The organism is Pseudomonas sp. GQ91 (assembly GCF_059758795.1).
On record NZ_JCAXED010000008.1, the window covers coordinates 177,168 to 200,590 of the forward strand.

Below are 23,423 nucleotides of genomic sequence, written 5' to 3' on the forward strand. Positions count from 1 at the left end.
GGGGGGGCCGGTTTACCGGCCCCCACAGGCTTAGCTGACTTTCAACACCAACTTGCCAAAGTTCTCGCCGTTGAACAGTTTCATCAGCGTCTCCGGGAACGTCTCCAGGCCTTCGACAATATCTTCCTTGCTCTTGAGCTTGCCCTGAGCCATCCAGCCGGCCATTTCCTGCCCGGCTGCGGCAAAGTTCGCCGCGTGGTCCATCACCACGAACCCCTCCATGCGCGCCCGGTTGACCAGCAATGACAAATAGTTGGACGGCCCTTTCACGGCTTCCTTGTTGTTGTACTGGCTGATAGCACCGCAGATCACCACCCGCGCTTTCAGGGCCAGACGGCTGAGTACGGCGTCGAGAATGTCGCCGCCGACGTTATCGAAATACACGTCCACACCTTTCGGGCACTCACGTTTAAGGCCTGCCGCCACGTCCTCGTGCTTGTAATCGATGGCCGCGTCGAAACCCAGTTCATCCACCAGGAACTTGCATTTTTCGGCCCCACCGGCAATGCCCACTACACGACAGCCTTTGATTTTGGCAATCTGCCCGGCGATGCTGCCCACCGCACCCGCCGCACCGGAAATCACCACGGTTTCTCCGGCTTTGGGGGCACCGGTGTCGAGCAGGGCGAAATAGGCTGTCATCCCGGTCATGCCCAGGGCCGACAGATACAGCGGTAGCGGTGCGAGCGTCGGATCGACCTTGTAGAAACCGCGAGGTTCGCCGAGGAAATAGTCCTGTACACCCAACGCGCCGTTGACGTAATCGCCCACGCTGAACTTTGGGTTATTCGACGCAATGACCTGCCCGACGCCGAGCGCCCGCATGACTTCGCCGATAGCCACTGGCGGAATGTAGGACTTGCCTTCGTTCATCCAGCCACGCATGGCGGGATCAAGCGACAAGTACTCGTTGCGTACCAGGACCTGACCCTCCTGGGGGGTACCCAACGGGAGTTCCTGATAAGTGAAGGTATCCCGCGTGGCCGCGCCGACCGGGCGTTTGGCGAGTAGAAATTGGCGATTGGTCTGGGCAGTCATGGCAGAGACTCTGGATAAATGAGCCTAGAGTGATAGACCCTCCCGTTACGAGAGGCAAGCTTGCCCGATGGCTGCGAATGCTCGTCGATAGGCCGGATTGATAGTGCGCCCCGAGGACTTATCACTGTAACTCATGGAACCTTAACCGGCCTTCTGATAATGCTGACGTACAGGCGTGGGCACTGGCTATGCTGGGTCGACGAATCGATACCCAAGGACAGAAGCATGAGCATGACGTTTTCCGGTCAGGTTGCCCTGGTGACGGGTGCAGCCGCAGGCATTGGCCGTGCTACGGCACTGGCATTCGCTGCCGAAGGGTTGAAGGTAGTGGTCGCCGACCTGGATCTGGCGGGCGGCGAGGGCACGGTTGAACTGATCCATGAAACAGGTGGTGAAGCGGTTTTTGTGCGCTGCAATGTCACCGATGAAGCCGATGTGCAGCATCTGATGCAACAGGTGATCGCTGCGTATGGCCGGCTGGACTACGCCTTCAACAATGCGGGCATCGAGATCGAAAAAGGCCGGCTGGCGGAGGGCACCCTGGACGAGTTCGACGCCATCATGGGCGTCAACGTCAAGGGCGTGTGGTTGTGCATGAAACACCAACTGCCGTTGCTGTTGGCCCAGGGTGGTGGCGCCATCGTCAACACGGCCTCGGTCGCTGGGTTGGGTGCGGCGCCAAAAATGAGTATTTATGCCGCCTCCAAGCATGCAGTGATTGGTCTGACCAAGTCGGCGGCGATTGAGTACGCGAAAAAGAAAATCCGCGTCAATGCCGTGTGCCCTGCGGTGATTGACACTGACATGTTCCGTCGAGCCTATGAAGCCGACCCGCGTAAAGCCGAGTTTGCAGCCGCCATGCATCCGGTGGGGCGTATCGGCAAGGTCGAGGAAATCGCCAGCGCGGTCCTTTACTTGTGCAGTGATGGCGCGGCATTCACCACAGGTCACGCACTGGCCGTGGACGGCGGCGCGACGGCCATTTAGGACCTGATGCCGTGGTGTATTCAGAAAGTCCTTGGGAGTGCTGTGAGACTTTTCCGGCGATGGCTAGATGCCTCGATCCATTATGTTTCAATAGGTAAATAACCCAGTAAAATCAAAGCTTTAATAAACTTATGGACGAAGTGTGGTGGACCTTCTGTGCTTAACTGGTTTGGGTTAAATGACAAACAGTTTAAGCAGGTGGCGCATGGATTTAGAGATCAATCGACAAGCCTTGATACCGGTGGTTCAGCAGATCGTCAGCGCAGTGGCCGAGTGGATTCGGGAAAGCGGGGTGAGTCCTGGAACTCGCCTGCCTTCCATCCGGCAACTGGCTCATGACAATCTGCTCAGTCAATCCAGCGTGATCGAGGCATTCGAACGAATGGTGGCCGACGGCCTGTTGGCTTCAAGGCACGGTTCGGTTTTTTTCGTCGCGGCACAACCGCCTGCCGACAGTCCGGCCACTGAGTGCCAATGGCATGAGGGGGCGGAACAGGACTGGGGCACCTTTACCGATGGTCCGTTGGGCGAGTTGAAGCTGGGATGCGGGTGGCTGCCGGACTCATGGCGCGAGAACGATGACATCAGCTATGCGATTCGTGAAATCACCCGCACCGATATCGCCGGGGTATTCAACTACAGTACGCCCCTTGGCTTACCGGTATTGCGTGAGCAGTTGCTCAAGCGCCTGACCCAGATTCAAGTGGCCGCCAGCGCCGACCGTATCCTCACGACCCATGGCGCCAGTCATGCCCACGACTTGTTGATACGCACGCTGCTCAAGGCCGGCGACACGGTCGTGATTGAAAGCCCGGGCTATGGCAATCTCTATCGCCTGCTGACCTTTCATGGCGTCAAGTTGCTGGAGGTTCCCAGGACGCGCAGTGGCCCGGACCTCCAGGCCCTGGAAGCGTTGCTGGCGGTTCATCATCCGCGGTGCCTGTTCATCAATAGCCTCTACCACAACCCGACCGGCACCAGTCTTTCCTTGGCGGTGGCCGAGCGCCTGTTGCATCTGGCGCGCACCCGGGATTTCCTGATTATCGAAGAGGACGTCTATGGCGACCTGCAACACGCCTCGTGTACCCGGCTGGCGGCCTTGTCCCATGACGAAAGGGTCATCTACGTCGCGAGTTTTTCCAAAACCTTGAGTAGCGCGCTGCGCGTCGGCTATCTCACGGCCAGCGCAGCCATTATCGCGCAGTTGGTCAAGGTCAAGACGCTGACGGGCATGGGCACCTCGCGTTTTGCCGAGGCCGTAGTGGCCACGCTTTTGGCCAATGGCACCTATCGCAAATGGGTCCAGCGTTTGCGTCGGCGATTGAGCGCAGAAATGGCAACGACCCTGCAAGTGCTGGAAGATGAGGAGTGGGAGGTTTTCGCCGTGCCAGCGGGCGGCATGTTTCTTTGGGCGAGGCCGGGGGTGGGGGATAGATCACAATTGCCGGCACAGGCGCGTCGCTGCGGCGTCCTGCTCTCGTCGGGCGCCTTGTTCAGCCCGACGGGCGAGCACAGTGATTGGCAACGCATCAATGTAGCTTATGCGGGGGACCGGCGGGCGCAGGCACTGTTCAAGGCGATGGGCCCGTCCGGATCGACCTCCACGATTCTGAAAACGACGAAAATGTAGCTTTTTGCCATTATTCACGTACTGGCATCTTGTGTTCCGGGGCTAGTCGTTGCGAATCTCCCTGCATGGATACCGAGGCTGTGGTATTCGCCTTGCCAAGAGGACTCAAGCGCAATGATTTCGGGCATGCAACGACGTTTTTCCAACCTTGGAATGGCGAAGAAACTGGCGCTGGGGTTCTTCCTGGTTCTTCTGCTGACCGCGGCGGTGGCTGCGATTGGCGTGTGGTCCCTGCAAACCATCGGTTCTCGATTCGAAGGCCTCAAAGGTATGTCTTCCCTCAACAATGGTTTGTTGAAGGTGCGCTTGATCGAGCAGAACTACGCACTGCGCTCCGATGCCGAGTCCGTGGATGCCTTGAATGAAAGCGTGGATGGCCTAGTGGCTGAAGCGCAGGCACTCAAAGCGCTGTCTGCGGCGAACGAGCCGGCGATGACGGCGGTGGAGCAGGCCCTGACCGCCTATCGCCAGGCCTTCGATGAGTTCGTAGAGCTGACCCAGTCCAAGGACCTGGCGTTGGAAATGGCCAGTTGGTCGGTTTCCAGCGTTGCCAATAACCTCGATGTGTTGCAGGCCGGTCTGGCGGATGACGGTGCTTACGAACTCAAGGACAGCCAGGGTCGGGAAGGTGCCGAGCTTATCGAGCAGGCCGGGCAGGTGGGGCAGGTTTCGCGTCTGATGCTGCAGGCCATGAACGAAGCGCGGGTGCGTCTGGATCAAAGTCGCAAGGGCGAGGATGAAGAGAGTGCCGGGCAAGGCAAGATCGAGCAGGCCGAACAAGCCCTGGTCCAGGCCGAACAACTGAAAACCACGGTCAAGGATCCGGGCTATCAAACCGTATTGAATGAAGTGGCCGGGCACATTGCCGCGTTCAGCGAGAAACTTGATGAGTACACCGGCTTGCTGGCTAAGGAAAAGATCGTCTACCAGCAATTGCATGAGCGCGCGGACCAGGTGGTCTCGCAAGTCAATCAGGCTTACGACGCGCAGTACCGTTCGATGCAGGAGCAATTGCATGAAAGTACCTGGCTGATCATCGTTTCCTCGGCCCTGGCTTTACTGATGGGATTGATTGCCGCGTGGGTCATCACCCGGTTGATCGTCACGCCATTGCGCAGTGTGATCGGGGTTGCCCAGAAAATTGCCGCCGGCGATCTCAGTGGTCGAATGGAGGTAACCCGACGTGACGAGATGGGGCAATTGATGCTGGCCATGCAGCAGATGGGGAACGGCCTGAGTAGCATGGTCAGCGGTCTGCAGGCGGGTATCGAGCAACTGGCCAGCTCTGCCCACGCGTTATCCAGTGTGACCGAGCAGACCAATATTGAGGTCAGCAGCCAGAAAGAGGAAACCGAGCAAGTCGCCACCGCAATGAACCAGATGACCGCTACGGTCCACGATGTGGCTCGCAACGCCGAAGAAGCGGCACAGGCCGCGCAGACTGCCGATGCCAAGGTCGACGGTGGCCAGCGGGTGGTGCGCCAGAGCTTGCAGCGCATCGAGTTGCTGGCCAGTTCCGCGACGAGCGCCAGCACCAGCATCGAGAGCCTGAGCGCGGAAATCCAGAATATCGGGAGCGTTCTGGAGGTGATCAAGAGTGTGGCCGAACAGACCAATTTATTGGCGCTGAACGCGGCTATCGAAGCGGCACGGGCGGGCGAGCAGGGGCGTGGGTTCGCGGTGGTGGCTGATGAAGTCCGGGCGCTGGCTCGACGTACCCAGCAATCAACCGAAGAAATCGAGCGTTTGGTAAGTACCTTGCGCAGCGCGGCGCACTCGTCGGTGCAGGAGATCAAGCAGAGTGGCGAACTGGTGAAGCTGGCGGTCAGCGATGCATTGGAAACCGAAAGTGCCTTGGGCAGCATTGCCGCGGCGGTATCGCTGATCCAACAGATGAATCAGCAGATCGCGGCGGCGGCCGAGGAGCAGAGTTCGGTGGCCGAAGAAATCAATCGCAGCGTCACCAGCATTCGCGCCAGCGCCGATCAATCGGCGTTGAGCATGCAGGGCAGCGCGGCGTCGAGCATTGAGCTGGCGCAGTTGGGGGCTGAGCTTAAAGGAATGGTGGGGCACTTTCGCCTTTGATCACCGTGAGGCCGCGGCGATCAAAGGCTGAGTGCTCAAGCATGATTGGCGAGGAAGGTGAGCAAGGCCTCGTTGACGATGTCAGGGTTTTCCAGGCTGGAGATATGTCCGGCGTCCGCGATCAACGTCAGGTCGCAGCCGATCAACTCGGCCATTTCCCTGGACTCGGCGGGTGGGCGCGGGGTGTCTTGTTCTCCACACATCACCAGGCAGGTCTCGGCGTTCAGGCGCGGCAGTTGCTCCAGCAGATCGTCGCGACCGAAGATCAGTCGGCCCAGAGGCACGATGCTGTGCAGCAGGCGGTCTTTGGAGTACGTCGTCAGTGACTGGCGAAAATTCTGGTACAGCGCCGATTCCCGGTCGATGCCGGGGCGGAAGAAGATCGGCGCGATTACATCCAGCAGCGGTTCAGGGATAGCGCCCACGTCCTCAATCATCTTGAACAACGAGAAGTAATACGCGCGGGTCGCTTCGGGCTCCGCACCCAAGTAAGTGTCCATCAGCACCAGGCTGTTGACCCGCTCGGGCGCTTGCAACGCCAGGCGTGCGCCCCACATGCCACCGACCGATAAGCCCACCAGATTGACTTGAGCGATGTCCAGCTGGTCCAGCAAGGCCAGGGTCTGGCGTGCGAGGTCGTCAACGGATTGCGTGGAGGCGGGTAGCGGGCCCGATTCGCCATGGCCCCATAGCTCGGGAACGATCACTCGGTATTTTTGCGACAGGGCGGTTATCTGCGGCGCCCACATGGTGCGGTCCCACAGGTAACTTGAGCCAAGCAAAACCACGGGACCGTGGCCTTGATCCAGATAGTGCAGCGGTTGACCATCAACGACGACGACGGGCATAGCGGGCCTCTTTCGTTAAGAGAAGGAAGCCCACTTTTGTACGCGAGTTGCGCGAAGGAGGATAGATGCAGAGTGATGGCACGGGCGCAAACCCTCTGCGCCCATGAGGTTGGCGGTGAGGGTCAGTCGTAAATCGCCTTCTTCTTCCACTCGGCGTCTGCATCTACGACTTTCAAACCTTCGGTCAACTCATTGACCTCGTCAGCGACCGGTTGGCTGTTGGTCAATACCATGGAGTTGGCGCGTGCCAGCTGATTTTCCAACGCCTGTAACTGTTGGCTGTAGGTCGCCGGTTCAGGCTGTTTGCGCAGGTATTGCACACCCCGTTCGAACGCCAGGCGCGCTTGGCCGGGCTGTTCCTGTTGCAAGGCGTGCTGGCCGAGGTGGTTGAAGAACTCGATATGCAGCAGCACCAGGATGTGGCGGATTTCCCTGATCCAATGCTTGGCTTCATTGGTGGGTAAAAAGCCGTCCTGAGCCGCGCGGGTGACTTGGCCGTGGAGTGCTTCCAGCAGAAAACGCACGTCCTTGGCCTTGGCTTCGGTCTGGATCGGGGATGGCGGGTTGTTCACCGGGATCGATTCACCCTGGCCGATCAGCGCCTCAAGTTCCTTGATACGTGACTTGAGGGCAGCGCTGGATTTGTTGAGGGCGAGCAGGCGCTGGTTGACGTTCAGTTCCAGGCGCGTCAACAGCAGCTTGAGCGCCGGAGTCATCAATTGGCCCGGGAAGGTTTCGGTGATCTCGCCACAGCGCCGCAACCGGTCGTTGAGTTCAATCTGAGCCCGGGCCTTTTCCAGTTTGGTGTTTTCCACCACATGGTTCATATAGCCAATGGCGATCAGTACTACGATCCCGGCTATTACCAGCAGGGTGATCATGATTGGTGTCACCGGTGCGACCTCTTTATGGGATGTACGTTGAAGTGTAGTGATTGCGGCGTGTGGCGGATAGAACTGTTCGACGAGTTGAATCCGTCTTTTCCTTATATAGGAAGCGGGCCTACCTGGGTGCAGATTGCCATCATCTACCGATGCGAACTATAGCGCCTTGCGGGGTGCCAGAATATAGGCGCCAAACCGCGGACGCCGAGAAACCCCCGCCGGTGCTGGTAAAGCAGGGCGAAGTCATTGATTTAAATAAATTTATCCATGGGGGTTGACGACCTTTCAATCCATCCATAGAATGCGCGCCACTTACAGCGTAAAGCACACAGCGAAACGCGATAAGCAGTGAATGTTGTACGTGTGTCCCCTTCGTCTAGTGGCCTAGGACACCGCCCTTTCACGGCGGTAACAGGGGTTCGAGTCCCCTAGGGGACGCCATTGCGGGAATAGCTCAGTTGGTAGAGCACGACCTTGCCAAGGTCGGGGTCGCGAGTTCGAGTCTCGTTTCCCGCTCCAATTTTTAAGCAGTGTGGCTCCAGGGCGGCACTGAGTGAAACCAGGACCAAGTCTTAGGGCTAGGGTCTGGGCACTGGAATACACACCATGTGTTTCAGTTAGCGTGTCCCCTTCGTCTAGTGGCCTAGGACACCGCCCTTTCACGGCGGTAACAGGGGTTCGAGTCCCCTAGGGGACGCCATTTGCGGGAATAGCTCAGTTGGTAGAGCACGACCTTGCCAAGGTCGGGGTCGCGAGTTCGAGTCTCGTTTCCCGCTCCAATTATCGATCTACAGAGTTCCATGGAAGTCTGTAAGTCATTGAAAATAGACGCTTAGGCGTCTTTTTTCGTTCCAGTGCGATCCACCGAAATCCGCCTCCAGCCACGTTTTTTAAGTACAGTTTTGAGTACATAGAATCCGGGCAGCGAGCGCAGCGGTTTTTGGATGGAACGCCCCGGTCCGGCATCGATATATATCTCCTCGACCCTACGAGACGGGAGATGTACTCATGGCCTTGACCGATACCGCCGTTCGCCAGGCGAAACCTTCCGGTAAAAATTACACCCTCAAAGACTCGGGTGGGCTCGCGCTGTTCGTGGGCCCCAAGGGTGCCAAGCAATGGCACTTCCGCTTCTATTGGCTGGGCAAGCAAGCGCGCATTTCACTGGGTGTTTATCCGGCAGTCAGTCTCAAAGACGCGCGCACGGCGCGGGACGAAGCGCGTGCGCTGGTCGCCCAGGGCATCGATCCACGCGCCAACCGCCGAGAAGCGCGACTGGCCGCGAGCGCCTCAACGGAGAACTCTTTTCGTCGCGTTTTCACAGACTGGCGCGCGTTCAGGACTTTGAGCCTGAAGGTCGGACGCCAAAGCACCTTGTCGCAGATCGATCGTCACTTCGACAAAGACATCCTGCCCTGGTTGGGGGGTCTGCCTATCGTCGAGGTGTCGCGTCAGCATGTGCTGGAAGTGCTGCGCAAGATTGAGCGGCGCAAGGCCATGACCACGCCCGAAAAATGCCGCACCTGGCTCAACCAGTTGTTCCGCTATGCCATGGTTGAGAAGGGACTGGCGGTAAACCCGGCCGCCGACCTCGATATCGTGGCGATGCCTAAACCCAAGGTTCGCCACAACCCTTATCGGCAGCTTGTTTCTGGATCACCGCCCCAGACCTGCCAGGCCAAGAACGGTGAAAATCAAAAAACCGATTTCCAGTGGACCGTAATGCTGCTCCGCTTAAGTGAACAGCATTACGCGAATGCGGGGCTTTCGTGTTTCTGAGGTTCATTTCGGCAGGTACCCTACAACCTGATCGTTTCCGCATCATTTCAGGCAGTTTCCGCAACTTGTGGCGCATCTCGGTCAGCGGGTCGGCCTCACGATCTCCCCGACACGTCGATAAACTGTCTCGGTTAGCCGTCGGCGTTGCGCCTGGCTATGGTTTGCAGCGTTCGCCCGGTCTATGTCCTTCCTTTTCTGAGGCGACTGCTGCCTGGGCTGGGCGGACTCTTCTAGACCTGCGCTGCCGGAGCGTTGACCAGGTTGCCAAGCTCTGCAACTCAGTGGGCCTGGATCGTGATAGATTTGTTGGGTTTTGGTAGTTTGGTATTTTTCACACAAGGACGACGGATTCATGCCAAGAACGACTCGTATTGCAAAATACTATCCTGAGCACCTCCCTGCTGGGTCTCGTAGTCACTAGCCCATTAGTCCTGGCGGACAAAAAGGGGTGATCGAGCTACTACGCGGCGGCTATGAGATCAAGGCGGCCTATCAGGCGCCAGGACACGTCAGTCTGGAACACTTTCTGATCTTGCAAAAAGGCTCGTCGGCGTTCCAGTGCGTGACCTCTGGCATCCAACCACAACCTCGTTTCCACAACTACTCCAATACCTACTCCTGCGTAGAGGTCCAGGACCTGATTTCCGTCCAGCCTAAAATCCAACAATAACCTCTAAGTGCGTTTACGATTTCATTGGTCCCCACCATCTCTCGTTGAAGGGGGGATTAGGTGGTCTTTGAGTCCGTCACGGGTAACGTGCGCAGGTTCGGAGTAGCCACTGTGTCATTGCTGGATCCGTGGTTGGTCAGCGGTGAACGGCGCCGCGGGAACCGCTGGCGATCAGGGTGGCGCCGCAGGTGGTCTTCATGCCATCCAACGCCACGGGAATGCCGTTGACGGAATAGGTGCTACTGCCTTCGGCAATCGGGAAGGGGCCTTTGCATAAGGGGCACATCACCATGTGGCCTTTGCCGGCCATGGGTTTGCCGTTGAGGTTGGTGTGGGGGATGAATTCGGTGACAACACCACCGTGGTCGGTGGTGTCGCCGAGGCGAACTATACACTTCAATGATTTTTCCTTCTTACTCTTATAGTGGGCAGAGTTCGATCAATTGTTATTGGAAACAAGAATGTCGCCGTGGTCATTCTCTGCGAGCAGCCAGGTAAGATTTTTGTCCACGATGTAATACTCGAAGAATCGGCATTCCTCCAGAACGCTTTTGATTTTTGATAGTGGGAGACTGAATAACAATTTTTCTTCGTTGTCCTCGTCCGCTATTAGCCAGACGTCGTCAGTAGTGGGTGGCGCTACTTCTTCTATATGTAAGTGTGCTGAGTTATCAGTGAATGTGTATATTTTTGGTTTTGCCGCCAAGGATGACCACCAAGCTCTAGGCCTCTCTTTGACAAAGATGGACTCTATTGCTGATAGTACTTCATCTTTATTCGCTATCTCGTGGGCGACCAGCCCATTCAATACTAAGGCTTCTTCTATTTCGGTCTTAAGAGATGAGCTGTTTGTTTGATTCATAATGTATCAGCCTACTTCTTGTCAGGGCGATGTGGATGTTGTGGGCCGCTATAGGTAATATTGCCTCGGTCAGCACAGCCGCACTTTCCGCGCTTTCCTGCAGTTTGCCAACCTACATGCGATTTATCGTGTCCGGTTGCAGGTTCCATATCGGCATGAGGCGCATCATATGCAACTTTTGCTCCCCCCTCTCCTTTGAACTCAACGACAGTGCCCGTTACTGGGTCATATTTAGAGAATGTAACATTATCAGGATTTGTCATTCCTGCGTTCTTGAATGCCTGTGTTCTTGCGGTGTCAAAGTCCGGTGCATGCGTTAGTGTGGCTAGCCCCATCGGGTCAATCCAAGTCACCGGGTTTGGTGCATAGGCATAAACATTGAGTCCACCCGCAAACCCGATCGGATCCTTGCCGATAAACCGCCCTACTTGCGGATCATAGTACCGATAACGGTTGTAGTGCAGCCCTGTTTCGACATCAAAGTACTGCCCCTGAAAACGCAGTGGATTGCGCACATCCGCGCGCCTGGCGGCCTCGCTACGCTGTTCCTTGGCCAGACCCCAAGCCTTGTAGACCCCGGCCCAGGCGATATCGCCCTGTTCGTCGGTCAGCTCCATCGGCGTGCCAAGGTGGTCGCATTGGTACCACGCCACGGCGCTGAAGCTCACCGGCTTAGGTTTGTGCTGCCACACCGGATCGCGGTCGATGTCGTAAGCACCCTCATAGACCGGTTCGGGCAGCAGTTGGATGCTGCGTTGCTCCACCGCCTGCGCCACCGGCACAAAGCTGCCAGGCTCAAAAAAGTAGTGGGTCAGGCGTTCGCTCTTGTCATTGTTGCGGCTCTCAAAAGCCAGCACATCACCATCCCAACCGTAGATGGTGTAGCCACAACCATACTGTTCGTCGAGCTTGGCCCGCTCTAGCTTGTTCCACATCGGCCCGGCTTCGCGGCGGTCGTGGTACTTGGCTTTGGACAGCTTGAACAGCCGTCGGCCCAGAGCGTCGTAGGCAAAGGTTGCGGTCAATCTGTCATCTGCGTAGCCGGTCAGGCGGTCGTGCAGATCCCAAGTGAAGTGAGATTTCTTGCCGTTGTGCAGGCGCTCCTTGAGGTTGCCTCGCTCGTCATAGCTGTAGTGCGTGCCGACGTAGTCACGCAGCAGGTTGTCCAGCAGTTTGTTCGGGACATATTGATTGGGACGGCGCGGTGCCTGCGGGTCCAGCAGGTTGCTGGCCGGGTCAAAGGCGAAGGTTTCTTCGCCATTGATGGTCTGGGCGGCAAGCAGGCGACCGAGCGGATCGTAGCGGTAGCTGAGGGCGCCGCGCCGGGTGTCGTCGATGCGGGTCAATTGGCCGGCGGCATCATGTCGGTAATTGCGCACCACCAGGCGTTGGGAGTCGCCCCGTTTTCCCAATGCTTGTTCCAGCAACTGGCCGTTGGGTGTCCAGGCCTGGCGTTGTTGCAGGCCGTTGCCTTGGTCGCGGGCGATTTCGCGGTGCAGGTTGTCACGTTGGTAGCTGAGCAGTTCCGTATCGTCGACCTTCAAGGCCAGCAGATGGCCGCTGCCATAGGTCAACCAGCTGACCCGATGCCCATCCGGGCGAGTGGTGGCGATGCGTTGGTTGAGGGCATCGTATTCATGCTTCCACACCGCCACATGCGGTTCCTGCAGGTAGCGCAGGTATTGATGCTCGCGGGTGTTGTTACCCGCACGGTCGTAGAACCATTGCAGTTTGCAGGCGGCGTTCTCGGCGAGCAGCAGGTTGCCATTGCCGTCGTAGGCGAAGGTTTCGGTCTGCCACTCCAGACCTTCCTTGTGCCCGGCATGACGGGCTATAAGTCGGCCCATCGGGTCGTACTCAAACTCGTTGACCCGGTCGCCATTGAGGCGGCGAGTCGGTTGATTGCTGCCGTGGTCGTAGAGGTAGTGGGTGGTCTGTTGGTCGAAGCTGGTTTCCTTGAGCAGGCGCCCGGCCGGGTCGTACTTGAAACTGGCGGTGCTGTTGTTTTCGTTGCGCAGTTCGATCAGTTGGCCGAGGCGGTCCCAGCGGTAGTCGAGGGTTGTGCCGTTGGCGTCCTGGCGCTGTTGGATCAGCCCGGCTTCGTTGTAGTGCCAGATGGTGCGCTGGCGCAGGGCGTCGGTGTGGCTAAGCAGACGGCCTTCGGCGTCGCGCTCGAAGTGTTCTTCGGTTTTGTCCGGGTGGATAAGTCGCACCAGCTGCCCGGCGTGGTACTCGTAGGTGGTGACGTGGCCTTCGGCATCGGTGAAGCAGCTGAGCTGGCCCAGTGCATCGTAGTTCCACTGGCTGAGCTTGCCCGAACAGTCGGTGTAGCGGATCAGTTGGCCGTCAGCGTTGTAGGCCAGTTGTTTGGCACCACCGTTGGCATCGGTGATGACCACGGGCAGGTTGTCGCTGTTGTAGCTGTACTGGGTTTTGTTTTCCAGCGGATCGATGGTTTCGATGATGTTGCCGCGTTGATCGTAGTCGTACTTCCACAGACCGCCCTCGGCGTCGCGGGTCTTGAAGAGCTGATCCTGATCATCGTAGGCGTGATGAATGCTGCTGCCGTCCGGGCGGGTGTGCTGGAGCAGGTTGCCGCGTTCATCGTAGATGTAGTTGTCGGCGCTGCCATCGGTGTGGATGTGTTGGGTGATATTCTTGGCGGCATCGCGGAAGAACCACTCTTCGTTGCCGTCCGGATGGACAATGCGATAGGTGTAGCCAAGGATGTCATAGTAGTGTTTGGTCTCGTGACCAAGGGCATTGATGGCGTAGGTGAGGCGAATGTTTCTGTTCCACTCCAGGCGAACATCATAACTGCCGTCGTCGGCCCACTCGTGGATAGCTTTAGCGTCAGGGCCTTCGCCATGCCACTCCAGATTCATTCCTCGGCCAGTGCGATCCGTGTATCGGGTGATCAGATGGTGTTGATACTGATAGTCCCATTGCCTATCGTGTTCGTCTCTCGCCGCTACAAGGTCGCCTTCAGCGCTATAGTCATAATCGGCTAGCTGACGACTTGGCTCTCCATCTTGCATAAGCCACAGGCTTGCGATCTTACCGTTTGGGCCAACACGGGTTTGGATGTGCTGATGAGGCTCGTCGTTTTGATAAGTCAACAGGTCTGACAGTACTTGGAGACCTTCATGCAGATGCTCATAGTGCAAGGAGATGCTCGCGCCGTTGCGGTGGCGTATTGAAACCAGCCGAAACGTAGTGCTGACCTGCTCATAATGCTCCTCTATGTTGTGGCCTCGAGCTATGGTCAGTGTTCTTTCGCCAGTACGCACGAGTATGATTTCTTCTATCGCATCGGGATGGAATTTTCCGATTTTCGGTGTCTGGTATGTATGTGTTCGACCATCGGCATCGTGATAATTGACGGTGTCGTCGACGACTTCAAGGTGGACGGTGAAGGGGCAGATCCAGCGTGCGCCGATTGGTCCGCAATCCAGTGCTGATAGGCTGGATCGATAGTTGCGCGACCAGGTAACGGGAAACGGCCCCGGGAGCGTAAAGTCGGTATGAGTGAGTTGTTCTGTTCCGCGGGCGAAGGTGATGCTGTTGCAGGTGCCTGTGCAGGTTCCGTTTTTTTCGGCATTCGCGTCTCGCTTGGCCGGCGGTTGTCCATTTGTCGCCCCCAACTCATTCTGTCCGCTCACGCGCTTGGCTTGTCCCACTCCGGATGGCGGTACATAGGGGCTCAGCTGTTTGCGTTTACGTTTGGCAGCCTGAGACAGTATTAACAGCAGATAGCCAATGCTCTGTTCAGTATTGGTATCACCCAATGCGATGAGGCTTGCTTTAACTTCGTCCGCAAGAGTGCGGAGGATGGCGGTATAGCTGAATGCCAGTCGTTTGATATGTGATGGAATAAATTTGTGGATCGAATTCAGCGCCTCAAGCGCAACTTTGTCGATCGGGCCTGTTACGACGGTTGTAAGTCTATGCAGAAAGGAGTCGGAGGCGTTCTGTGAGGGAGGCTGAAATTTCAGGGTGCCTTTAAGGATGTCATCAATTGCATTCGCAATCATCAGGATGATAGCTTTTCCTGTTTCGCCGCAGTCTGTCAGGTGCTTTGATAGCTGGGATTGAGCTTCGTTAACAAAGTCTTCCAATTCGCCTAGGATCGTTGCGTTGAGATGGCCAACCAAAACGGTTACCAACGCATCCCCTAGAGCCCCTTTCGGATTAGCTTTTACACGCTCCTTAACAAGGTGAAGTGTTGGTCTAAGGCTTTTTCTGGCATACGCCATCGCTGGCGGAACTGGGATTATGCCTATGAGATTGACGCCGAGGCTGACCCAGTCAAGTATGGATCTGGTTTCGCTTTGGGTGAGCGTTACGATGTCGCCAGCAGCGTCGCTGGCAGACATGATGTTGTTCACTATGGGGATGAATTCCGCCACGGACTTAAGCCGTGCCAAGGTAATATTATTGTCACTGATTTCCCTCAGCCATCGATCAAAGCTGTTCGCTCCAGCTTCAATATCTTCGCCGAGAGTATCTAAAGGCGCGACCGCAGTTTCTGGTTGGCGCTGGGTAGGGGGTGTGCTCATGATTTTACTTTCCCCATGACGGCCGTAATCGAGTCTTTGAATGAGTCGGAGGCTTGCTGTTGAAGAGCGCGTTTGAGCAGATTCTTGTCGCCAGGAGGACTGGTTGGTGGTGTTTTCGCCAAGATGGCCTCGGCGATTTGTTGGGCTGACTTTGTTGCAAGGTCAGCGGCCGCCGCTTGTAGCTTGTGTGCTTGAGGTTTTTGTATCTCGCTCTCGGGTGACCACGTGTTGGTTGGGTCCTTGCCAAGCGTGACTTTGGTTGGCCCTGTGGCCAGTCCGGCCACTGCTGCGAAGCCTTTGCTATCGAGCTTTCCTGTAAAAACTTGGCCGATGGCGTCTTCTACGCGATAGTCGGAGTTTTCGTAGGCATGGCGACTTGCATACTGCTGAAACAACTCCAAATTCCCTTTCCCCGCCTTGGGCTCCTCCGGGAACGCCGCCGCCTTACTCTTCGCTGCGTCGTAGATAAAATCCACGGCATGCCCGGTGTACAACCCGCTGGTGGCATGGGTAATCCCACCCGCGTTGTAGGTAGTGCTACTCCCCGCCGCCTGAATCACAATCTCTTCCTTGGCACTCAAGGTGATGCGCTCGGCCGTCACGGTGACCTTAAGCTTGGCCAACACGTTGATGTTGTCTTTCAGCGCCCGGATATCGATATCCCCGGAGGCCGCCACCAATCGCCAGCCCAGGCTTTGCACAAAGGTGCGCACACCACGGCTGGCGCTGACCAGCAGGCGTTTGCCGATGGCCAGGCTGGTGTGGCCGCCGCTGCTCAGGGCGAGGTGTTCACCGCTGGCGATGTGGGTCGATTGCGGGGTGCTGCTGGCGATGCCGGCGGGGCTGTGCAGCACCAGATGCGGTTCGGCCAGTTCCGGGTATTGGTTGGCATTGGGGTTGCCGTCGGTGCCACGGATGGCGCTGTGTTGGGCCTTGAGGGTGTCGGCGACTTCGTCCTGGTCGCCGCTTTCCTGGGCCAGGTGGTCGCGGGCATCGCTGGCGAAGGTGGCGTGGTGTTGGCGGGCGGTGTCGAGTTGTTCGGCGGTTTCCGGCAGGTCGGTGTGGTGCTCGGCGGCGCGAGGGCGTGGTTGGGTGGTCAGCAATAAACCTCCGCCGGCGCGCAGTACGCCGTGGGCGTCGGTGCGCAGTTCAAAGCCTTCGCCACGGGGCACGCCGCCGCCGGGGCGTGGGTGGGTGAGGTAGCCGAGGGTTAGGGCGCTGGCTTGGTGGTCGCTCATCAGTGCGGCGCTGATTTGCCCGGTGGTGTCGTCCAGGCGCAGTTCGTTGTGGCGCTCGCCGTGAAGCTCCTTGCTGCGGATCGGGCTGAGGGCCTTGAAGTCCGGCAGTTTGTACGGTGAACGGTTGATGGCGTGGTAACTGCGGCCAATGATCAGGGGCTGGTCGGGATCGCCTTGCACGAAGCCGACCAGTACCTCCTGACCAACCCGGGGCAGGGCGACGTGGCCCCAACCGGCACCGGCCCAGTTGTGGGTGACGCGCACCCAGCAGGAGCTGCGGTCGTCGTCCTGGCCTTCGCGGTCCCAGGGGAATTGCAGGCGCACGCGGCCGTGTTCGTCGCAGTAGATTTCTTCGCCGGGCGGGCCGACCACGGTGGCGATCTGTGGGCCTTCGATGCAGGGTTTGGGGCGCGGCGGTGCCTGCCATTCGACGTTGTCGGGAATCAGCGTGGCGGTGAAGCTGTAATGGGTGCCCACTTGGCTGCCGGCGGCTTCTTCTTCCATCGCTGTGTGTTGTCGGCCGACATGTTTGATGACGACGGCGCGCCAGCCGATGTTGAGGTCGTCACGCGGATGCCCGGTCAGATCGAACGCCAGCCCCGGCACTAGGCGCGCATCGTCGCCTGTAACTTCGGCAGTATGTGCATCACCGCGCAGGCCTTGCAAGCGGGTCAGGGTGAAGGGCTTGCCGGCGTCGTCATGTTTGTAGCGCCCAGGATAGTCGTAGCGTTCGTAGTCGGGGCTTTGGTGTTCCAGCTGGCGCGCCTGTTCGTGCTGCTCCAGGTTGTAGCGGGGGTGGGTGAAGGTGTAGTCGCGCTGGGTCTGTTGGGCGCTGCGCACCTGCTCGCGGTAGGTGAAACTGTGTAGCGCCGGTTGGGCCTGATCGCCACCGGGGTTGGCCTCGTACACCAGCGGTTCGCCCTCGATCACACCGAAGCTGGCGATATGGTCGGCCTGGATCAACTGATGCCCGCCCTCGCTGTGCTGAAAGATCGACAGCAAGCCTTCTTCGGCGGCCATGCGCTGGTAGAAATCCCAGTCCAGGTCGCCGGCTTGCACGCAGTATTCGCGGGGCAGGTGGGTTTCGGTCAGGTGTTGGGTGCAGGCGCCCCAGCGGCGTTCGGTGCACAGCTGTTCGAGGATCTGCGGCACGCTGCGTTGCTGGAAAATGCGCCAGTCCGATTGCAGGGTGGCGCGGGCCAGTTGCGGTTCGATCACGGCGCGGTAGGCGGTGCGGCGAAAGCCGGTCTTGCCCTGTTCGAAGCGGCTGATTAAGCCGTGCACATGGCGTACCGGTTGTTCGCCTTGCCAAATGGTCAAGGTGGCGGGCTGGTCCAGCAGTTGCGCGAAGTCGGCAGTGGCCGAAGTGCTGACCAAGTCCACGGTCAGGCGATACAGTTCGCACAGTCCTTCGGTGAGTTCAAACGAGACCACATCGAAGTTGATGTCGGCAGTCGAACTGAAGGTAAAGCGCACGTCGCGCAAGTTAGGCATGGCAACTCCTGCGGGTAATCCCTTTGGCAGGTTTTCAGAGGCCTTGAACTTTAAAGAGGGGTTATCTGGCTGTCGCCTTCACACTTTCCGTATGTGTTGTGGGAAGTTTTGTTTTATTGTTTCTAAGGCTGATTTTGGCCGGATTAATACGCCTTGGGGATTACGGAAAACAGCGAAGCAGCGCACGAAAGTCAACGTAACCAGATGGCTTCCAGCGATTGCATGACTTGCTGGGTTATGGTGTTCAGGCGTACGGCAAAGAACCCATATGCCCCCAGGCAAATCGCTCCGGCTGCCGCCCAAGGCGTCCACCACGGCCATTGTCGATTCATCTGGTAGTGGCGCGGCGCAACATTGTCCAGCGGGCGGGTCAACTGCGCAGGCATGGGCGCCGAACTTCCAGGCCTTCAGTCGGGCGAGCTCGAAGGTGATCTTCTCGAGCGTGGCGTCCTTGAAGCGGATCGCCTGCGCGTCGCGCTGGCCTTGCTCGGCGCGCACCTTGAGCTCGGCGAGCAGGCGCGTGGCCAGTTCGGTGACGGCGCTCGGGCTCAGACCCTGCAGGTCTTCGGCCTTGAGCGTGGTGAGGTCAACCATGGGCTCCAATTGTGTGCAGCGTCGCCGCTCACATCATCGGGGCATCCTCGAATTGCTCGAATGGCCCGGTGCGTTGCACACCGGGCAACCGGCTGATCCGCCTGGGCAGGTCACTGCCGGACTTGCCCGCAGACCTACTGTTCGAGAAGGACGAGTGGTAGGCGGCGTATGTGCTGAACAAGAAGAAGCAGCCCAAGGAGGCGCCGCAGTTGAACACGTGGTGCGCTTGAGTGCGGCTTCCAGGGACGTCAAGGAGATGGCGAGTCCGGTGCCAAGGTGCTGCGGCTGAGTCTGCGCGATGTGGCCGTGTTCGTGCAGAGACTGCGATTTGCTCGGATGACGCTTCGAGATGTGTGTAACGGGATGCGTCAGACCAGCTTGCTCGGGCACGATGTCGTCGGAACCATATTGCCGCTGCGCACCAGGATGTGAGCTGTCCCCTTGACTGGACAGGATCTCGATGCTGTTGCTAGGAAACGAGTGCGCGCCAACGGTGTTGTGGTAGCGGCCTCTGGTAGGAGATGTGTTCTGCGTCCATTGCGGTTGGATGGCAGTGCTTGGACATTGATGGACGTCCTTGGACAAACTTTGTTGCCGAGGGCGAAAACAAGGCTATAGTTCAGGCCTTCGCTAATCACTGAAGTGAAGAAGGTACTTGGGAAACAATGGCTTAGCGCTCTAGTGCTTGACTCGTTTCCCGCTCCATATTCAATAAAAACGCCGCTCAGTAATGAGCGGCGTTTTTGTTTGTCTGCGCTACAGCGCCGATAAATGGACCTGCCGGCATAGCAGGTCCACATGGCTGATCAGAGCTTCGGCAACTGCCCGATGCGGCCCATCATCTCGGTCACGATCTGCAGGTCCAGCAGGAACTGCTCGACGGTCTTGAACTCATTGTCGGTGTGCCCGGTGTATTTGGCTTCGGGCCGTGCCAGGCCGAATTGCACGCCGTTGGGCAGTTCATGTACCGACGTCGCGCCGGCCGAGGTGCCGAAGGTGTGTTCCATGCCGAGGTTTTCGCTGGCGACTGCCAGTAGCGCCTTGACCCACTCACCCTCGGGGTTACGGTACATCGGCTGAGCGATCGAGTAATCGAAGGTCGGCGTGATACCGGTCTGGTTGCTCCAGGCTGTGAGCTTGTCGGCAATCTCCTTCTTGAGCGCTTCCGGGGATTTACCTTTTGGTACCCGCAGATTGACGGCGAGCTTGAAGGCTTTTTCATTCATGCCGATAAACGTCGGAGAGGCGGTCAGCGGTCCCATGAACGCATCGGAGAAGCCCACGCCCAGTTTGCCACCGAGATAATCCAGGCCCCAGTTGTCGGCAGCGTAGCGGGCGGCGTCGGTCATTTCGTTGTGCTTGAGCGCCACCTTGCCATTCAGGCTATTGATGAAGTCGAGCATCCTCGCCACCGGATTGATGCCGGACTCGGGTTCGGATGAGTGGGCGGAAACACCGGTCACTGTCAGCTTGACGGCGTTGCCGACCACCTTGGCGTCTACCTGGAAATCGGCGCCATTCGCCTTGGCATAAGCCATGCCGGCCTTTTGCAGGCTGGCAGCCAATTCGGCCGGTTTGTCACTGCGCAGTGTAGCCACTGAAGCCGACGGAATCTGGTTAGTCGCCAGGCCGCCGGTCATCGAGATGATTTCGCCACCGCTGCCTTCTGCCTGCCGCTTGGCGAAGGTCGCCATGACAGTGCCGTAGCCTTTCTCGGCGATCACTACTGGGTAGCCGCCGTCCAGCGCCAGGTTGTAGTTTGGCGTCGGGTTGCGTTCAAAGTAATAGGGGATGGCGTCGCCGGTGGTTTCTTCGGTGGTATCCACCAGCAATTTGAAGTTTCTCGCCAGTGGCAGCTGTTCTTCCTTGATGACTTTCATGGCATAGAGCGTCACCACGATGCCGTTCTTGTCATCCTCGGTACCGCGGCCATACATGCGGTCGCCGATCAAGGTGACTTTGAAAGGATCAAGCTTGGTGCCATCCGCCACCACCCAGTTTTCGGGCGTCACCGGAACTACGTCGGCATGGGCGTGAATGCCCACCACTTCATCACCCGTGCCTTCCAGGGAAATTTCATAGACGCGGTTATCGACGTTGCGAAAATTCAGGTCAAAGGACTGCGCGAGGTGCTTGATCTTGTCGGCGATCTTGAGGAATTCAGGATTGTCGTGTTGGGCGACACCTTCAACCTGGAAGGTCGGGATTGCCACCAGTTCGCGCAAGGTTTCGGTGGCTGCAGCCCCATACTTTGCGCGTGCGTAGAGACCCAGCAGGCGATGGATTTCGTTCTGTTGTTCGGCCGAAAGCGTTTTGTCATCGAGGAAGGTCTTGATCGCCGCGCCGAGGTTGGCGGTCTTAGCCGCATCGCTCTTGGCCAGGCTGCCTAGAAAGGTGCGGAAATCCTTGTCCGACGCTTCATCGAAGGTCTTGAGAATGATCGCACTTTGTTGCGGCGTAATGTTGGCGAAGGCCGGTGCGGCGAACGACGACAGGCCGGCGACCATCAAGGTAGCGGCGGCCAGGTGCTTGAGCGAAAAATCCATGCTTGTTGGCATTCCTTTGCAGGTGATTTGTGGAAAATTTCTGATTAATAGGTCAGAAATATCTCCACACATTATCACCAGTCGGCAAGGAGAGGGAGGGCTTAATCAAGGGTGTAGCGCACCGACAGCGCCCCCTTTTTTTCCGACAACGACAGAATTTTCACTTGGCCTACTTGCGCCAGGGTTTGCACGTGGGTACCGCCACAGGCGTAGGCCGGCAGTTCACCGAAGCCGACTTCGCGGGTGTCGCCTTCCAGCAGCATATGACGGGGCAAGTCCGCGTTGATCCATTGATTGACCTGCTGTTGCAATGCATCGGCATCCATGGCGTGCGCCGACTCGCCGCGTATAAACGTGACCTTGCCTTCGCCTGGCCAGTGATGGGCCTTGATCGGCATCCACCCCAGGTTTTCACCTGCGTTGCCGATCAAATGCCCGGCGGAATGCAGGCGTGTATGCAAGACGCGACGTTCTGCATCGACCCGCGCTTGCGTGATGCCGAGTTCGAGCGGCTGGTCGACGTAATGCACAATGCGCTCCGCTTCCTGTACCACCTTCAGCACTCGGCTGTTCCCCAGCCAACCGGTGTCGAATGGCTGGCCGCCGCCCTGGGGATGGAAGGGGGTTGAGTGCAGAACCACTGCAAACTGCTGTTCTCGGGGTGTGCATTCCAGCACTTCGACGTCGGCAATCAGGTGGTCGTGGGTAAAAAACAGGCGTTCGGTCATCATCTACATCCGCATCTGGGTTCTGTCTGGCAGTATAAGTAGTGCGTTAATAGGTGATAATCCGCTGAAAATTCAATGGACTTGTGCGTCATGAGCATCAATCTGCCTTTGCCGCTGTTGAGCGAAATGGCGATTTTCGTCAAGGTGGTCGAGACCGGCAGCTTCTCCGAGGCGGCGCGTCAGTTGGGCGTCTCGCCGTCCGCCGTGAGCCGCAGTATCACGCGCCTGGAAAAGACCCTGGCCACTCGCCTGCTGCAACGCACCACCCGCAAGCTGCGTCTGAGCGAAGGCGGTGAAGAAGTCTTCAAGCGCTGTCAGGAGATGCTCGATGCGGCGCGCTCGGTGATGGAAATCAGCGGCCAGTACACCCATGAAGCCGAAGGGCTGGTGCGGGTCAGCGTGCCGAAGGCGGTCGGGCGATTTGTCGTGCATCCGCATATGCCGGAGTTCTTGCGGCGCTATCCCAAGGTGGATGTACAGCTGATCCTGGAAGATCGGCATGTGGATTTGATCGACGACAATGTCGACCTGAGCATTCGTATCACCGACAGTCCGCCGCCGGGATTGGTCGGGCGTCAGTTGCTGCCCATCGAACACCTGCTTTGCGCCACGCCGCACTACCTGGATGAACACGGTACACCGGCGCATCCTCATGATTTGTTGGCACACAGCTGCATCTACCTGGGGGAAACACCGGGCGATGCGCGCTGGAAATTTCGTCAGGGCGCCAAGGCGGTGACGGTTGGCGTGCGCGGGCGCTATGCGGCCAACCATACCGGTGTTCGGTTGGAGGCGGTGTTGCAGGGAGTGGGGATTGGCAGCTTGCCGTACTTCACGGCGCGACATGCGCTGGAGGCGGGAAGGTTGGTGCAGGTGTTGCCGGAGTGGGACTTTATCGCGTCATACCACGGTGATGCCTGGTTGCTGCATTCGCCTACGCGGTACTTGCCGCCGAAGTTGCGGGTGTTTATCGATTATCTGGTGGCGTGTATGGCGAAAGAGCCGACATTGCGCCGGCAGGCAGGAGCCGGCAAGCCAGCTCCCCCATGAAAGTCAGTGCTTGGACTGGTCGTCGGGCATGGCCAGCAACTGCTTTTCCTGGTTCCAGTCGAACGGTTCGTCGTTCTGCTCGGCTTCATAACGGCGCTCTTCCAGTGCCTGGTACAGGTCGAGTTCGTCGTCCGGCATAAAATGCAGGCAATCACCGCCGAAGAACCATAGCAGGTCGCGTGGCACCAGGTGAGCGATTTGCGGGTAGCGCAGGATGACCTGACTCATCAGGTCCTGGCCCAGATACTGGCTTTCGATGGGATCGATAGGCAGCAGGGCGCGCAGCTCATCGAAGCGCTCCAGGAACAGCGCGTGGCTTTCCTCTGGAACCTGCTCGGCTTCGCCGACGGCAACCAGAATGCTGCGCAGGTGGTCGAGCAGGACGAGGTGATCGGCAACGACGTTGGACACGAGATAAGTCCTCAAAAGCA

Annotated in this window: 16 protein-coding genes, 4 tRNA genes and 3 pseudogenes; 12 read left to right on the forward strand and 11 right to left on the reverse strand. The window is 58.1% G+C overall.

The annotated features are described in order from the left end of the window. Positions 1 to 30 precede the first annotated feature (30 nt). On the reverse strand, positions 31 to 1,038 hold the full coding sequence (locus tag AC6CIA_RS14205) for an NADP-dependent oxidoreductase (RefSeq protein ID WP_498312838.1): 1,008 nt from the start codon (positions 1,036 to 1,038) through the stop codon (positions 31 to 33). A 225-nt stretch (positions 1,039 to 1,263) separates the two neighbouring features. On the opposite strand from AC6CIA_RS14205, the gene AC6CIA_RS14210 reads away from it, so the two are divergent. The 4 genes and pseudogenes from AC6CIA_RS14210 (at position 1,264) to AC6CIA_RS14225 (ending at position 5,740) form a co-directional block, all read left to right on the forward strand. After that, complete coding sequence (locus AC6CIA_RS14210) at positions 1,264 to 2,025, forward strand: SDR family oxidoreductase (protein WP_498312840.1); 762 nt, start codon at positions 1,264 to 1,266, stop codon at positions 2,023 to 2,025. Positions 2,026 to 2,230: 205 nt separating this feature from the next. Continuing rightward, entirely contained in the window at positions 2,231 to 3,655 is a 1,425-nt protein-coding gene (locus AC6CIA_RS14215) for an aminotransferase-like domain-containing protein (protein WP_339528755.1), read from the forward strand. Between the two features lie 1,062 nt (positions 3,656 to 4,717). Beyond that, positions 4,718 to 4,831, forward strand: a pseudogene (locus AC6CIA_RS14220) (HAMP domain-containing protein); the annotation flags it as partial. Between the two features lie 204 nt (positions 4,832 to 5,035). Further along, a complete protein-coding gene (locus tag AC6CIA_RS14225; protein WP_498312989.1) occupies positions 5,036 to 5,740 on the forward strand; it encodes a methyl-accepting chemotaxis protein in 705 nt (234 codons plus the stop codon). A 35-nt stretch (positions 5,741 to 5,775) separates the two neighbouring features. Here the strand turns inward: AC6CIA_RS14225 and AC6CIA_RS14230 are convergent, their stop codons facing one another. Together AC6CIA_RS14230 and AC6CIA_RS14235 are read right to left on the reverse strand one after the other, a co-directional pair. After that, complete coding sequence (locus tag AC6CIA_RS14230) at positions 5,776 to 6,588, reverse strand: alpha/beta fold hydrolase (protein ID WP_498312842.1); 813 nt, start codon at positions 6,586 to 6,588, stop codon at positions 5,776 to 5,778. Positions 6,589 to 6,710: 122 nt separating this feature from the next. Next, positions 6,711 to 7,469, reverse strand: coding sequence for a hypothetical protein (locus AC6CIA_RS14235; RefSeq protein WP_498312844.1), 759 nt, complete (start codon positions 7,467 to 7,469; stop codon positions 6,711 to 6,713). A 368-nt stretch (positions 7,470 to 7,837) separates the two neighbouring features. Between AC6CIA_RS14235 and AC6CIA_RS14240 the strand changes: the two genes are divergently transcribed. The 6 genes and pseudogenes from AC6CIA_RS14240 (at position 7,838) to AC6CIA_RS14265 (ending at position 9,921) form a co-directional block, all read left to right on the forward strand. Then, a tRNA-Glu gene (locus AC6CIA_RS14240) sits at positions 7,838 to 7,913 on the forward strand. Between the two features lie 2 nt (positions 7,914 to 7,915). Next, positions 7,916 to 7,991: transfer RNA gene (locus AC6CIA_RS14245), tRNA-Gly, on the forward strand. A gap of 105 nt (positions 7,992 to 8,096) precedes the next feature. Continuing rightward, positions 8,097 to 8,172: transfer RNA gene (locus tag AC6CIA_RS14250), tRNA-Glu, on the forward strand. A gap of 3 nt (positions 8,173 to 8,175) precedes the next feature. After that, a tRNA-Gly gene (locus AC6CIA_RS14255) sits at positions 8,176 to 8,251 on the forward strand. A 229-nt stretch (positions 8,252 to 8,480) separates the two neighbouring features. Beyond that, positions 8,481 to 9,053 (forward strand): annotated as a pseudogene (locus tag AC6CIA_RS14260) (tyrosine-type recombinase/integrase); the annotation flags it as partial. A 646-nt stretch (positions 9,054 to 9,699) separates the two neighbouring features. Next, positions 9,700 to 9,921, forward strand: coding sequence for a hypothetical protein (locus AC6CIA_RS14265; protein ID WP_498312846.1), 222 nt, complete (start codon positions 9,700 to 9,702; stop codon positions 9,919 to 9,921). 136 nt (positions 9,922 to 10,057) lie between these two features. Here AC6CIA_RS14265 and AC6CIA_RS14270 read toward each other — a convergent pair whose 3' ends face one another. The 5 genes from AC6CIA_RS14270 to AC6CIA_RS14290 form a co-directional block, all read right to left on the reverse strand. Further along, positions 10,058 to 10,321, reverse strand: coding sequence for a PAAR domain-containing protein (locus AC6CIA_RS14270; protein ID WP_339528759.1), 264 nt, complete (start codon positions 10,319 to 10,321; stop codon positions 10,058 to 10,060). A 39-nt stretch (positions 10,322 to 10,360) separates the two neighbouring features. Continuing rightward, the gene (locus tag AC6CIA_RS14275; protein ID WP_498312849.1) at positions 10,361 to 10,783 is read right to left on the reverse strand and encodes a DUF6756 family protein; all 423 of its coding nucleotides are present in this window, start codon (positions 10,781 to 10,783) and stop codon (positions 10,361 to 10,363) included. A gap of 11 nt (positions 10,784 to 10,794) precedes the next feature. Beyond that, complete coding sequence (locus AC6CIA_RS14280; RefSeq protein ID WP_498312851.1) at positions 10,795 to 15,342, reverse strand: polymorphic toxin type 47 domain-containing protein; 4,548 nt, start codon at positions 15,340 to 15,342, stop codon at positions 10,795 to 10,797. Next, complete coding sequence (locus tag AC6CIA_RS14285) at positions 15,339 to 18,074, reverse strand: type VI secretion system Vgr family protein (RefSeq protein WP_498312852.1); 2,736 nt, start codon at positions 18,072 to 18,074, stop codon at positions 15,339 to 15,341. The genes AC6CIA_RS14280 and AC6CIA_RS14285 overlap by 4 nt, the downstream gene beginning before the upstream one ends. 78 nt (positions 18,075 to 18,152) lie before the next feature. After that, a complete protein-coding gene (locus AC6CIA_RS14290) occupies positions 18,153 to 18,668 on the reverse strand; it encodes a hypothetical protein (protein ID WP_498312854.1) in 516 nt (171 codons plus the stop codon). A 240-nt stretch (positions 18,669 to 18,908) separates the two neighbouring features. Here AC6CIA_RS14290 and AC6CIA_RS14295 point away from each other — a divergent pair. Continuing rightward, positions 18,909 to 19,100 (forward strand): annotated as a pseudogene (locus AC6CIA_RS14295) (IS4 family transposase); the annotation flags it as partial. 374 nt (positions 19,101 to 19,474) lie between these two features. On the opposite strand, the gene AC6CIA_RS14300 reads toward AC6CIA_RS14295, so the two are convergent. Both AC6CIA_RS14300 and AC6CIA_RS14305 read right to left on the reverse strand, forming a co-directional pair. Then, on the reverse strand, positions 19,475 to 21,214 hold the full coding sequence (locus AC6CIA_RS14300) for a dipeptidase (protein ID WP_498312855.1): 1,740 nt from the start codon (positions 21,212 to 21,214) through the stop codon (positions 19,475 to 19,477). 101 nt (positions 21,215 to 21,315) lie between these two features. Next, positions 21,316 to 21,942 carry an alanyl-tRNA editing protein gene (locus AC6CIA_RS14305; RefSeq protein ID WP_498312991.1) on the reverse strand — a complete coding sequence of 209 codons (627 nt, stop codon included), beginning with the start codon at positions 21,940 to 21,942 and terminating at the stop codon, positions 21,316 to 21,318. A 90-nt stretch (positions 21,943 to 22,032) separates the two neighbouring features. Between AC6CIA_RS14305 and AC6CIA_RS14310 the strand changes: the two genes are divergently transcribed. Continuing rightward, a complete protein-coding gene (locus AC6CIA_RS14310) occupies positions 22,033 to 22,992 on the forward strand; it encodes a LysR family transcriptional regulator (RefSeq protein ID WP_498312857.1) in 960 nt (319 codons plus the stop codon). Between the two features lie 3 nt (positions 22,993 to 22,995). Here AC6CIA_RS14310 and AC6CIA_RS14315 read toward each other — a convergent pair whose 3' ends face one another. Next, entirely contained in the window at positions 22,996 to 23,403 is a 408-nt protein-coding gene (locus tag AC6CIA_RS14315; RefSeq protein WP_084381107.1) for a PA2817 family protein, read from the reverse strand. Positions 23,404 to 23,423: the final 20 nt, after the last annotated feature.

Coding starts and splice junctions, on each gene's coding strand:
- AC6CIA_RS14205 (WP_498312838.1), bottom strand. CDS start 1,038: ATGACTGCCCAGACCAATCGCCAATTTCTACTCGCCAAACGCCCGGTC.
- AC6CIA_RS14210 (WP_498312840.1), top strand. CDS start 1,264: ATGAGCATGACGTTTTCCGGTCAGGTTGCCCTGGTGACGGGTGCAGCC.
- AC6CIA_RS14215 (WP_339528755.1), top strand. CDS start 2,231: ATGGATTTAGAGATCAATCGACAAGCCTTGATACCGGTGGTTCAGCAG.
- AC6CIA_RS14225 (WP_498312989.1), top strand. CDS start 5,036: ATGACCGCTACGGTCCACGATGTGGCTCGCAACGCCGAAGAAGCGGCA.
- AC6CIA_RS14230 (WP_498312842.1), bottom strand. CDS start 6,588: ATGCCCGTCGTCGTCGTTGATGGTCAACCGCTGCACTATCTGGATCAA.
- AC6CIA_RS14235 (WP_498312844.1), bottom strand. CDS start 7,469: ATGATCACCCTGCTGGTAATAGCCGGGATCGTAGTACTGATCGCCATT.
- AC6CIA_RS14275 (WP_498312849.1), bottom strand. CDS start 10,783: ATGAATCAAACAAACAGCTCATCTCTTAAGACCGAAATAGAAGAAGCC.
- AC6CIA_RS14280 (WP_498312851.1), bottom strand. CDS start 15,342: ATGAGCACACCCCCTACCCAGCGCCAACCAGAAACTGCGGTCGCGCCT.
- AC6CIA_RS14285 (WP_498312852.1), bottom strand. CDS start 18,074: ATGCCTAACTTGCGCGACGTGCGCTTTACCTTCAGTTCGACTGCCGAC.
- AC6CIA_RS14290 (WP_498312854.1), bottom strand. CDS start 18,668: ATGGTTGACCTCACCACGCTCAAGGCCGAAGACCTGCAGGGTCTGAGC.
- AC6CIA_RS14300 (WP_498312855.1), bottom strand. CDS start 21,214: ATGGATTTTTCGCTCAAGCACCTGGCCGCCGCTACCTTGATGGTCGCC.
- AC6CIA_RS14305 (WP_498312991.1), bottom strand. CDS start 21,942: ATGACCGAACGCCTGTTTTTTACCCACGACCACCTGATTGCCGACGTC.
- AC6CIA_RS14310 (WP_498312857.1), top strand. CDS start 22,033: ATGAGCATCAATCTGCCTTTGCCGCTGTTGAGCGAAATGGCGATTTTC.